At 40.8% G+C, this 12420-nt stretch carries 13 protein-coding genes; 4 read left to right on the forward strand and 9 right to left on the reverse strand.

Translation table 11 applies throughout. The annotated features are described in order from the left end of the window. Positions 1-184: 184 nt before the first annotated feature. From RV00_RS05005 to RV00_RS05035, 7 genes are all read right to left on the reverse strand, one after another. Positions 185-946, reverse strand: coding sequence for a MurR/RpiR family transcriptional regulator (locus RV00_RS05005; protein ID WP_071861522.1), 762 nt, complete (start codon positions 944-946; stop codon positions 185-187). 391 nt (positions 947-1337) lie between these two features. Further along, positions 1338-2459, reverse strand: coding sequence for a hypothetical protein (locus tag RV00_RS05010; RefSeq protein WP_071861523.1), 1122 nt, complete (start codon positions 2457-2459; stop codon positions 1338-1340). Positions 2460-2479: 20 nt separating this feature from the next. Continuing rightward, the gene (locus RV00_RS05015) at positions 2480-2746 is read right to left on the reverse strand and encodes an rRNA processing protein (protein WP_071861524.1); all 267 of its coding nucleotides are present in this window, start codon (positions 2744-2746) and stop codon (positions 2480-2482) included. 101 nt (positions 2747-2847) lie between these two features. Then, positions 2848-3996 (reverse strand): cation:proton antiporter, encoded by a 1149-nt coding sequence (locus RV00_RS05020; protein WP_071861525.1) that lies wholly within the window; start codon positions 3994-3996, stop codon positions 2848-2850. Positions 3997-4008: 12 nt separating this feature from the next. After that, entirely contained in the window at positions 4009-5658 is a 1650-nt protein-coding gene (locus RV00_RS05025; RefSeq protein ID WP_071861526.1) for a hypothetical protein, read from the reverse strand. A 78-nt stretch (positions 5659-5736) separates the two neighbouring features. Next, positions 5737-6942, reverse strand: coding sequence for an MFS transporter (locus RV00_RS05030; RefSeq protein WP_071861527.1), 1206 nt, complete (start codon positions 6940-6942; stop codon positions 5737-5739). A 138-nt stretch (positions 6943-7080) separates the two neighbouring features. Further along, positions 7081-7560, reverse strand: coding sequence for a rhodanese-like domain-containing protein (locus RV00_RS05035; protein ID WP_071861528.1), 480 nt, complete (start codon positions 7558-7560; stop codon positions 7081-7083). A 491-nt stretch (positions 7561-8051) separates the two neighbouring features. Between RV00_RS05035 and RV00_RS05040 the strand changes: the two genes are divergently transcribed. Further along, positions 8052-9038 (forward strand): ornithine cyclodeaminase family protein, encoded by a 987-nt coding sequence (locus RV00_RS05040; protein ID WP_071861529.1) that lies wholly within the window; start codon positions 8052-8054, stop codon positions 9036-9038. A gap of 24 nt (positions 9039-9062) precedes the next feature. Beyond that, positions 9063-9275, forward strand: a complete 213-nt coding sequence (locus RV00_RS05045; RefSeq protein WP_071861530.1) for a tautomerase family protein — start codon at positions 9063-9065, stop codon at positions 9273-9275. A 169-nt stretch (positions 9276-9444) separates the two neighbouring features. Here RV00_RS05045 and RV00_RS05050 read toward each other — a convergent pair whose 3' ends face one another. Continuing rightward, a complete protein-coding gene (locus tag RV00_RS05050; RefSeq protein WP_071861531.1) occupies positions 9445-9984 on the reverse strand; it encodes a YbaK/EbsC family protein in 540 nt (179 codons plus the stop codon). 121 nt (positions 9985-10105) lie between these two features. Between RV00_RS05050 and RV00_RS05055 the strand changes: the two genes are divergently transcribed. Together RV00_RS05055 and RV00_RS05060 are read left to right on the forward strand one after the other, a co-directional pair. Continuing rightward, positions 10106-10969 (forward strand): LysR family transcriptional regulator, encoded by an 864-nt coding sequence (locus RV00_RS05055; protein ID WP_071861532.1) that lies wholly within the window; start codon positions 10106-10108, stop codon positions 10967-10969. A gap of 104 nt (positions 10970-11073) precedes the next feature. Then, a complete protein-coding gene (locus tag RV00_RS05060; RefSeq protein WP_071861533.1) occupies positions 11074-11949 on the forward strand; it encodes a TSUP family transporter in 876 nt (291 codons plus the stop codon). 48 nt (positions 11950-11997) lie between these two features. Here the strand turns inward: RV00_RS05060 and RV00_RS05065 are convergent, their stop codons facing one another. Next, entirely contained in the window at positions 11998-12408 is a 411-nt protein-coding gene (locus RV00_RS05065; RefSeq protein WP_071861534.1) for a phosphate-starvation-inducible PsiE family protein, read from the reverse strand. Between the last annotated feature and the right edge of the window lie 12 nt (positions 12409-12420).

Raw genomic sequence — 12420 nt, forward strand, 5'->3', positions numbered from 1 at the left:
CTCCTTTAAAAAAATTATTTTGCTGCGATGGCCATTCCGCATTGTATCCGTTTACAAGTTTATCATAAGGGATAGCCGCGCTCATTGAAATACTTTTGGAACAGTGAGAAACATGTTCCAAACAAAAAAACAATTTTTTATTTCTTAGTATAAAAAGCCATAAAAAAAGCAATACCAAGACCGTTTATTCAGTCTTAGCATTGTTTTCTTGTTGATAGGCTTGATGGGCAAGAATCTCTAACAGCGCGATCACCGGAACTTGAGTCGTTAAATTAATTGCCGCATCGGTGGGATCGGGACCAGAAACTTCTGGCATATAATAGGAGATATTGAAATCCGCCATTTGCGCGATCGTAGAGTGCTGATCGTTGGTGATACTCAATATTTTTGCCCCATAACGCTTAAAGTCTTCGATTTGCTTAATGATTTCCGTTGTTTCACCGGAAACAGACAAGGTGATCACCAAAGTTGTATCTAACCCTCTCGTTGGAACCGGAATAAACGGGTCCGTGATCGCATAGGCGTTAAATTTCAAATTAGAAAAGTAGCGGCTGCCGTAGGTTCCTAGCGTTCCGCTTGTTCCAATCCCGGTAAAAACCAAATGCTTACTGGTTAAAATTAAATCTACTGCCGGATCAAGGACCGCATGATAGCTTTCGTTATTGACTTTTTTTAGAAAGGCATCGACGTGGACATTCGCATCATAAAACGCTTCAAATGATTGGCGTTTTTGCGAAAGTTCTTCCTTTAGCGCGTATTTAAATTCGGAGTAGCCTGAGTAGCCCAGCTTATTCAAGCCTCGTAAAATCGTCGAAGTGGACACGTGACAATTATCGGAGAGCTCGCGAATCGTCATGCTGTAGACTTCTTCCATATGCTCCAAAATGTAGCGGTAAACCATCAGCTCCAATTCATTTAATTCTTTGACCTTTTGCGAATCAAACATCCGTTTTCAACTCCTAAAAATGATCCTCTTTATTCTTGTTATTATCTCATAAAAATAAAAAATTACACAGCGTATTCAAGCCTTAATTAGCTTTACTTGAGAAAGGCATTCGCGAACTCACTCAGCTTTTTGCCAGTTTTTCTGCTCGCTTGATTGAGATTAGAAAAATGGTATGCGTAACGACAATCAGAATCATTTTTCGTATTTTTGGAAAAATGATTCCCTAATTAGGAGTCAGCTGGGCAATCAGACCAAACGATTTCGAAATCGTTTGGCTTATTGCCGATAAAGCTAGTTCGTGAAGCCGGACATGGCTAGCCCTGCTGTCAAGCGATTTGTTCATGTGAAAATTTTGTGTTTCCTTTATAGTTAAAAAAAGAGCTGCGGTCAATCATTGACCCAGCTCTGCTGCTTTTCTATTTTTTAGGTGACGTCTTTCTTGTTTGCGTTTAATGGCTTGGCGAAGCCCGACACGATAAACCTTGGGAATAGCAAGAAAGAAATTTTTAGTGAATTGATACGTTTCATATTTATTAATAATAAACGGGATGATTGTTTGTCCCTCATATTTTTTTACATGATAGGTAATGAAATTACGGATAGCTTTCTCCCGCGCAATACCTGTTTTTCCTTTTAGCGATAAGCAAAATGACAGGATCTCATCAAAATAGCGGTTCTTTGCTGCTTCATAACTTTCATTCACGAATTGATCCAATTTAATAAAGTCTGTTAATCTGCGTGCAAAAAAGATCCGCGTTTGATATAGCGGTGTCACGATATCTTGATCAAAATCAGTTAAATATTTTTCAAAGGCCTGCTTATCCGCTAAGAATGACGACTCCTTTTTATCGAAGACTTCTCGATCGACTTGATTGATCTCGCCTAAGACTGCCAAATAATCCGCAATAAATAGAGGCATCTCTACTTGACGGAAGGCTAAGACACGATCCGCCAGCTTTTGATTCAAGGCAATTGGTCGCCGCAGTGTGTTGTTGCGATAATAAGCAAAGACATAGCGTTGCCATAGATCTTCTGGAAAGGCGATCGGTTTTGCGGTCAGCCATAAAAGTTCATCTAAGGCTAGATCAACATGAGCCACGCCTTTTTTGATATCCTCCGCGATGCTCTGGGGAATCCCTAGATGATCTTTAAAGTGCTGAATCCCTAAATGAACCTCTTGGCCGGTTTGCTTCGACTCGATCACAAATTGATACTTCAGAGGCCGGCCACAATCACATTTTAGCTGACTGCGTTTGCCTCGCTCATAGTCATCGTCAATGTTCAGTCGAACAAACTCCCAGTCAGAGGTAAATAAATATTGATTTTGTAAAAACAGCGAACGCACCTGATATTTCTTTTGTTGATTAACCAGTTCTTGCTGTGGTTTCGTTAATTGCTGAAATAAGCTTTTTCTTTCATTATTGTCATAGGTCACATGGCATTCCAGTGGGTAATCACTTAATCCATAATTGTTTGGATACCACTGAGTGTAGACTTCTAAATAATTATCCATTGCTTGTCTATTTTCAAAGATTATTTCTTAGAGTCAAATTTTTCTTCGACGTCTTCGATCAGTTCTTTTACTTCTTCTTTCAATGATTTATGGGGAAGCTCTTCATCTACGGCATTTGAGCCAGAGCGAGCAACTTCCTTTGGTTCACTGGAATTACTGCCGGCCATTGCTTCTGATTTATGTTCTGTTTCGTTAGAATTAGTCCCCGCCAACGCTACATCGTCATCTGTTTTTGGTGCCATTGAGCCTCTTAATCGGCGTTTTTTTTCATTATCATAATTCGTCATCTTACTTCACTCCTTGTCCTTTAAAAATAGTTTACCTGATCCCTCGAAAGAAAGCCAAAGTTAGCCATTTGTCGAAGCTTTCTCTTAAAAATTTCCTTGAATCATCCATGAACCCGCTGCGTAAAATATTTTAATAAAAATGGCGAAGCTAAAGTCGTGAATAGAATAATCAAAATAAAAGCGGAATAATAATCTTGACGGACTAGCTCCGCCTGATAACCTAGCTGTAAAATAATCAGCGCCATCTCACCGCGAGAAACCATACCAGAACCCACCATCAAGCTGCTACTTTTTGAAAATCCAGAAAACCGACTGCCGATAAACCCACCTAATAGCTTAGAAGCGATCGCCAAAATAGTCAAAGCTAAAATGAAAAAACCTTGTGGAACCAACCGTGTGAAGGATACTTCCAACCCGATATTCACAAAAAAGACGGGAATGAAGACCGCATAACCAATCGCCTCGACATTCAACTGAACTTCTTGTCGGACTTTCGTTTGACCGATGGCAACCCCTGCAAAAAAAGCACCGACGACCGAGCTCAAGCTAACCAAATCAGCGAGATAAGACATTCCTAAACAAATAATTAGCGAAACAATGATCACCGAGGATTCCGCCAATAATTTATTGCTTAATTGCATCAAATACGGCGCACCCCAGCGAACCAAAAAGAAAATGACACAGAAGTATAAGACTTGTTCCACTAAAATCAACGGTAATTTAGCAGAAGCCGTCGGTTCGCCTGTCAGCATTGACATACTCAAGCTGACAATCAAAATAACTAATAGATCATCCGCTACCGAAGCCCCTAGAATCGTCGAGCCTTCTTTCGTATTGATCGCTCGCAACTCCTTCAATACTTCCACCGAGATACTCACCGACGTCGCCGCTAAGATTAGCCCTAAGAAAAAAGATTCATCCAGCGCGACCCCAAAGCCATAGCCGCTTATTGTACCTAGTGCCACTGGAAAAATAATTCCTAAAATAGCCACATAGAGACTCGGACGAAGGTATTTTCTTAACAGCTTCAAATTACTTTCGATGCCGGCTAAGAACATCAAAATAATCACGCCGATCTCCGAAAAATCCGAAACTAAAATATCCGGATGAACAAACCTCAGCCCCGCATTCCCTAAAAGAATCCCGACTAACAGCTGTCCAATCACGGATGGAATGCCCATCCGCCTTGAAAAATGTCCAGCGATCGTTGTTGTAAATAAAATCAACGTTAAAATGCCAATAAATTCCATGACAATCCCCTTTCATTTTTTGAAAAATTGATACCCAATCCAAAAAAGCAACAGCAGCCAACCGATTCCGCAGCCAAATAAGAGCCAGGTCACATAAGCAGGCGGCATGTAACGCAGCTGAATCGTATTTTTGCCCGCTACTTGGTTGATAGTTGGTGTACCGATATCTGATAAAGCCAGCGGCTGGATTTCTTGATTACCCGAATACAGTCGCGTATTTTGATAAACGATCACTGGTACTTGAGTCGTTCCCGCTTTTTGGGCGGTCCAACTCACTTGCAACTGCCCATGCTTGATCGTTTTAGAAAAGCCTTTTCTCTCTGCTAAAATTTGCTTCTCATAACTTACGTATTTATTTTCATTGTTCTCGTGATAGATCGGCAAATAATCCGGGCTGGATTTTTCAACCGACCGCAATGCCAAATCCAGATCCGCCGTAAAAAAACTGGCTCGTGCTTGCGCTTCCGGCACCTGGACAAAGGTATGCTTGGCAGCCAAGCTCTGGTTGTCCCAGCGTTGTAACTCTTGTATAAGAACCTGAAGATTTTGACCGACACTGATCAAACTAACAATTGCCAAAAGGACCAGTGCGCTTTTTTTTCTTGGCAAGTGTTCAAACATCAACGCAGTAAATAAGAAGAACAATACAGTAAAAGGGGCGAAAAAACGAAAAGGAAATTGAACGAGTGAAACAAACGGAACCTGATGGGCGATTAACCAATCCCATGGAACGATACCGGTAGAAAGAAAGAAAAACAATCCACCAATGATAACTAACTGTTTCGTAAAACGTTCCAGTCTGCGCCAATAAAAAATACACAGCAAAAGACTGGCAACCAGCAGCAGCCATAAAAATTTAGGATACTGCAGCCAATAAGAACCGCCAAGATCGATCGACTTTTCACTCATCTGCTGATTGGTAAAAGGCATTTTTAACTGGTCATCGGAGTTAATCAGAAAAAAACTAAGCCAAACATTACTGGATAAGCCGGCATATAGAACTAGCGACTTCAAAAAAACTTTCACCGTATTAGACCAGCTTGCTTGCCTAATACCATAATCAATGAAAAAAGGCAGATAAATCAAGCTCACCATCACAGCCGTTAACATGTGGATCTGAGTCATGACAGCGATACTCACCGCAACCTTCAAGATTGGAAAGCGCTGATTCTTCATATCGATGATTGGCAATAGACACAGTGGCAGCAAACTGGTTCCCCAACTAGTAAAGCCTTGGTTCAAGACCCAATAATTAATCGAATAAGTCGTCATGAATATAATGGAGCTCAAAAGAGCTGTTGATTCACGGACCTTTGCATAACTCAGCAGTTTAAACAGCGAGCAGCCGGCAATCAAATAGACTAAAAAATTCGATAGGACTTGATACTTGAACCAGCTGCCAGCAAGCAAGACTAGCACACCTTGCAAATAAGAAAAAATCGGTCCATAAATCGCGTTCACGATGCGACCAGATTGTTGAAAGCCAAATATTGAAATAAAGTAACTGAAAGTTCCGGTTCTGATTTGTTCCGCCGTTTCATAAAAACGATTATAATGAAACAACGCGTCCGCGCCTAAAATCAGCTTATGAGTAAAGAGTTGAGGCATCACAAAAAGCCCCGCAATCAACGTTAAAACTAAATAATAATGCCAACGTTTCATAAAGGACCTCCTCTAAATAGACTTTATTCTTACTCTAGCCTATTTTAAAAAGAAGTGAAACTAAAACGCCTAACACAATCAGCTAGTCCGCTGAACTGTCCCCCATACGATTACCGTCCCTATAATCGAGATCACGGTTCCAATCAACAACATGGCTTGAACGGACAGAAAGTTCAGCATTTGACCCCCTACTAGTGAACCAATAATACCGCCAACTGTATTGGCCATTGCCATTAGTGTCTGGCCTTTGACTAAATCCTTTTGGGGAATGATTTGATTGGTATAGTAGACCGATGCCATCGTATGCATCGCAAAACCGACCATTTGTAACCCTTGAGCCAAATTAATCATAAAAAGATTCCCTGCAAATAAAATAATCAACGCTTTGATTGAAAAGAAAAGGGCCGCGCCACGCATCAAGGAATGAATCTTAAAATGTTTCAGCAGCCAAGAAAAGAAAAACATCGTCGGCAATTCACTCAATGCGGCGATAGACAACGACGTACCAACATTTGCTTCACTGCCACCTAAAGGCTGCATGATCTGGAACATATAACTATTGACGATCGTATGAAAAACAAATAATAAAGAGGCACCTGCCAATAAACCCATAAAACGTTTGTACTTCTTCATAAAAGAAAAAAGATCAATCGGTTCTTCAAGCTGATCTTCAGCCGTCTCTATCATTAACAAAGAGTCTGAATAATTGCCCCCGTGTTTTCGTGTATCTAAAAACAAGGTAATCACCATAAAGAAAAGAAAAATGCCAATCAATAAAAATAAAATTATATTCGCCGAAAAAGCTTCAATCAAAACCCCCGTTACCGCCGCTGCCCCGGCAAAAGCCAATGAGCCTAACCCACGAGCCAAACCGAAGTTCAATCCGTAGCCGCGACTAATAAAAAAAGTTCCAATTGCAATCGTCAACGGCTGCAGCAAAACTAAACAAGCATACAGCAGCACGTACACCACCGCGACAATCAAGAATTCTTTCGGCAAAAGGACTAAGACGCCGGAAAATAAAACTAACAGAGCCGCCATCCCCGCGGCTAATTGCGACAGCCGAATACGCGTCATCCGATCAGCAAACGAAGCCAAAAACGGCTGAACGATCGCCGCTAATAAATTTGCCAATGCCAGTACCATTCCGATCTGCCCATTCGTAAAATCCCGTGATAACAAAAATACAGAAGTAAAAGTTCCTAAAACCGAGTAGCCCATCCAATAAGGAACCTGCATCCCGATATATTGTAAATTTAATTTCAGCTGCTTTGAATTTTCCATATTTCCTCCAAACACTCCATTTTCAATTCATTATACTTGATAAAAAATGGGAAAACAGAACAATTCCAAAATAAATTGCCCCTAAAACTAGCGGAAAAAAATAGGCTTAGAGAGTTTTTGCTCTCTAAGCCTATTTGATTATTCAGTTACCCAAAGTTTCTTGTCATCTTTATACGGCCATTTTTTCGCGCCATTTTCAATGATATGCATACGTGAAGCATCGACCCCTTCGTCGATTAAAATCGAAACTGTGCGTTTCGCACCACTGCCGCCACCAGGACAGACAACATAGATTGGGTTATCCCCTTCTTTAAATTGATCCGCATGATCTACAACCACTTTTTCAAGCTTCTCTGTATCTACTGGATAGGCTGGAACACTGATCGAATTCGGCAAATGGCCTTTTTTGAAGTCAGATTCTGGTTGGATATCAATTATTTGATAACTGTCCTTCGACTCACTCTCAATCACTTTTTTCATATCCTTCGGTGCGATCATCTGCCAATCGATATCAGCTTCAGCACGATCTTCCTTCGCATCGCCTTTCGCACAACCAGTTACTACGACAGCAAAGACTGCCAATAAAATCATTACAATTCCATTTACTCTTTTTTTCACTTTAAATCCTTCTTCCATATCAAATTTTTTTGCATGGAAAAACTTTCATCAAGCTGAAGATCCCCGATATTTTTTTATTTCGCAACCACTAGTGAAATTGGTCACAAATAATGCCGTCAAGATAGTGTTGATGAAAGAATTTCTGCCCGTCCTTAGAGACTCTAAGTATCCATTTTTCTCATGATCATAAACGATACGCTGACAATTCTCTCACCTCCACCCGCTGTATGTAAGGGTTATCTTCAAATAAAGTATATAGAAAGGAACCATGCTTTTCAATAACTATTTAATCGATAAAATAAAAAATAGAAATAATAATAAACAGCGTTAATTAAACACTCAGACAAGATTTTAAATCGCCAATAACCATTTTTTTATAACGATCATTATAATAATTAAAAAAATCAAAATAACTTTGAAGCATCGAATGGAATCGCTTATAATCTTAATAGTAAGAAGACGGTTTCACAAGACGAAAAGGAGGTTTTTTAATGCTACTTTTATCCCCTACAGACATCCGCCACGTTTTTTCTATGAAAGATGCGATTGCAGCGGATAAGCTGGCCTTTCGATTATTTAGTGACGGTAAGACCGATGTCCCGCTAAGAACACAGATTGTTTCAGAAAAACAAAATGGGACATTTTTATTCATGCCGGCTTATGCCCCTGATTTGGATGCTGCCGCTTTGAAGATCATCAATATTTTCCCCAACAATATCGACAAGGGCTTGTCCTCCGCACCCGCGCAAGTGTTACTAGTGGATGGAAAAACCGGCTACGTCAACGCTTTGTTAGACGGTGCCACAGTCACCCAATTACGAACAGGTGCAGCTTCCGGTGTTGCCTTGGACGTTTTAGGTCGGAAAGACGCGAAAAGAGGTGCATTGATCGGCACCGGCGGACAAGCCGCTGCCCAATTAGAAGCTATGCTTTGCGTTCGAGAGTTAGAAACGGTCCTCGTCTATGACCAAAATTCCGAACGCACTAGAGCCTTCGCCGAAAAAATGGACCAAGAGCTGAAGCGGTATGGGACCAAAATTTTACCAGCGAAAACTTCTGATGAAGCCATTAGTGAAGCAGACTTGATCATTACTGTCACCCCTGCTACTTCCCCGGTTTTTGATGGCAGCAAGGTCAAAGCAGGCGCAACTGTTAGCTGTGTGGGCTCTTATCAACCCCACATGCAGGAGATGGACCCGGTGATTTTAGAGCGGTCGGCGAAAATTTATTTTGATTCCCAAGAAGCCGTGCTCTCTGAAGCCGGTGATATTTTGATTCCACTGGAAGAAGGACGGATCACCAAAAAAGATTTCACTGGTGATATTGGTGACGTGCTAGCCGGAAACATTGTTGGTCGTGAGCAAGCTGATGAAATCATCGTATTTAAAACCGTTGGCATTGGCGCACAAGATTTAGTCACGGCACAAAAAATTTATGAGCGTGCTCGCGAAGCGAAAATTGGGACTGAATGGTCTTAATCATAAAAAAAGGAGGAAAAAAATATGCCCCATTTATCTGTAAGATTATATCCAGGTCGTTCGAAGGAAGTAAAGCAAGACTTCGCTAACAAGTTGCAGAACCTCGTCGTAAATGAATTAGGTTGTGAACCTAACGTCGTTTCAGTCTCCTTTAAAGAGATTCCCGCTGACAAATGGAACGACGTGATCGATGATGAAATCGCCGGCGAAGATATTTATATCGAGGCTGATTTTTAAAAGAGTCAAGCGCCATTCATTGCTGTAAAAATCAAGAGCTCTCTTCATTAGTCAGTTCTCTAGAATAAGAAGAAAAGCTTATTTGAATTGAAAAAGATTTCCAAATAGACATTCTAAAAGCCACTAAAAAATCAGTTTATCCTTCTGATTTTTTAGCGGCTTTTTCTTTTTAGATAGTTATAATCTTCGGCTGACGCTGAACAAAAGGTAAAAATTTTTCCAACACGTCTGTGGTGCGTAATTTTAAATAGCCGGTCGTCGTTCCGTCGCTGCAACCGTACCATTCATTTTCGACAACCTCTTGATCTAGCACTAATTGCACTTCTTTTGATTCTGCTATTAACGTGCTAAAGATCGTCGCGGCTCCGATCTGAGTTCCTAACATCGTTTCCATTTGATCCGCTGAAGCAAAAGAAACCCGAGCGACTTGTAAGGCCTGGCTAAAATCCTTCGCTTTAAATAGCTTTGTTCCACTCGTTACGAATAAATAAAAAGCTGTTTTTTGTCGATTACAGAGAAATAAAGTCTTCACCATATCCATCGACAACCGCTCATTGATTTGCTGACAGTCCTCCATCGTGATCACCTCATCCGTGGCGACACGTTGAAAATCAAGCTTCAACTTTGCTAATGCGTGGTAGACCTCTTTTTGCAACGCCGTGCTATAATTTTTGGGACCATCTGTAAAAATCTCACTTACCAAAACCATTACTCTCATTCCTTTACATTGAATAGTTGCTAGCTGTAATTTATCATAGGTATATCAATTACAAAAACGAATTTTTAACATACTTAGTATGAGAAAAACAGATAGAAAGGAGAAGCCTATCATGGATATGAATATTCAAAAATATATCGCTTTCGTTAAAGCGGTTGAATTAGGCAGCTTTACTAAAGCGGCAAAGGTTTTAAATTATTCCCAATCCGGTATCAGCCGAATGATTAATGACTTAGAACAAGAATGGGGCTTCCCGTTGTTGGAACGAAATCGAGCGGGATTGCGTTTGACCTCTGATGGGTTGAATGTCCTGCCCTTTGCCAAAGAGCTGGCGGAAAAATATCAAGCATTGCAAAACCAATTGGCCGAGCTGGGACATTTAGATACAGGCCTAATTCGGATCGGTACGTTTTCCAGTGTCGCGACCCATTGGCTGCCGGCAGCAATCAAAAAATTTCAAATCAAATACCCTAAAATCGAATTCGAATTACTGCTAGGAGACTATGAAGAAATCGAGCAATGGATCTTTGAAGGTCGGGTCGATTTTGGCTTTTCACGTTTGCCGGCTCAGGCTGACTTAATCGAAGTGTTTCAAGCAAGTGATGAACAGCTGGTTGTCCTGCCTACCGACCATCCTTTGTTAGCAAAGAAATCAATTTCGCCTCAAGATTTGATTGATCAACCGTTTATTCTTTTAGAGCGTCAAGGTACTTCCGACATTACGGAGCTATTAGAAAACTATCAAATCCAGCCAGATATTAAATATCGGACATGGGATGATTATTCTATCTTGTCTATGGTTGAACAAGGATTAGGTATTAGTATTTTACCAAAATTAATTTTGCAGCGTTTAGCTTACAATGTGGCTTTGCGTCCACTCGACGTTCCTATATCTCGCAAAATCGGGCTTCTTTATCGCGACCAACAATTACTTTCTGTCGCCAGCCGTGCATTCCTTACCGATTTCAACCATTAATTTTTACCTATTCGTTCAATTGATCACAAAAATTTTGGTTATTGTGGTTTTTCTATTTCATTTATTGTTATAATTATTAAAAAACAGAGAAAGTAGCGTGAGTTATGGCACAGATTATTTTTTATATTTTGATTGGGTTAATTATTTTTCAAGCAATTATGCTGGTACGTGACGTGTTGATGCATCGTGACGACCTCGGCCCGGGAAATTGGATCATCAATGGAATCATCGGTTTTATCGCTGACTTCGCTGACACGATTGGAATCGGAAGCTTCGCGCTGACGACCATGATGCTGAATGTTACGAAGCAAAACAAGGATGACCGCAAGCTGCCGGGGATTTTAAATGTCGGCCACGCGATTCCTGTGTTGACCGAGGCAGTGATTTTCGTCACGGTCATCGAAGTTGACCCAGTGACTTTAGTCACGTTGATTCTAGCAGCGATCGTCGGCTCTTGGTTCGGATCGAAGTTTGTTACAAAACTTTCCGAAACAGCGATTCAAAAATGGATTGGCTGGGCCTTGCTGATCACAGCTATTTTAATGCTGTTAAGACAAACAGAAGTGATTGCATTATTAGGAAAAGGCAATACTGCGATGGGTCTGACCGGAGCAAAATTAGTGATCGGAATTGTGGGGAACTTCTTTTTCGGCGCGTTAATGACTGTCGGTGTCGGCTTGTACGCTCCTTGCATGGCGATGGTTTACATGCTAGGTATGACACCCCTGGCTGCCTTCCCGATTATGATGTGCTCATGTGCTGGGCTACAGCCAGTCGCAAGTATCAACTTCATTCGTGAAAAAGCGTATTCAAGAAAAATCGCCTTAGCCATCACGATTGGAGGAATTCCCGGGGTCATCATCGCCTCGCAATTCTTGATGGGACTTGATATTACGATCATTACTTATTTAGTGATTGTTATTATTTTCTATACCGGTATCCAATATATTTTAAAATCACGCAAAACGGTTACCGCCTAAGCAAAAATTCCTCACCCGTATGGATGAGGAATTTTTTTGTCTCACTTTTTAATGATCGGCCTTATGAAAAGCCTTCACTTTTTCTAAAATCAGCAGCACCAATACTAAAACTAAGATCGAACTGGAAAGCAATAGCGAATGTAGACCATCTCCTTGAGCTAATAACAACTCCCGTAAAATGGCCGTGATACTGATCAAAATCAAGTAACGGACCGGAATGTGGTGGCCTTCTTTGATGTAACGCATCAACATCAAGATGACCTCAAGTAAAATAAACAGCGTGGCGATCTCCTCAATCAATAAAGATAAATCCTCCATCGAACTAAGCGGAATCACGTGTGACACAATATTAATAATTCCCTCCGCCATGACAATCACCACGACGATCACTAATAACGCCAACATAATATCAACAATCGTGCTAATCAGTTTTTCAAATTGCTTAAAGGTCCCTTTCATAAACAACCTCCC

This window comes from Enterococcus devriesei (assembly GCF_001885905.1).
GTDB classification, from domain to species: domain Bacteria; phylum Bacillota; class Bacilli; order Lactobacillales; family Enterococcaceae; genus Enterococcus_A; species Enterococcus_A devriesei.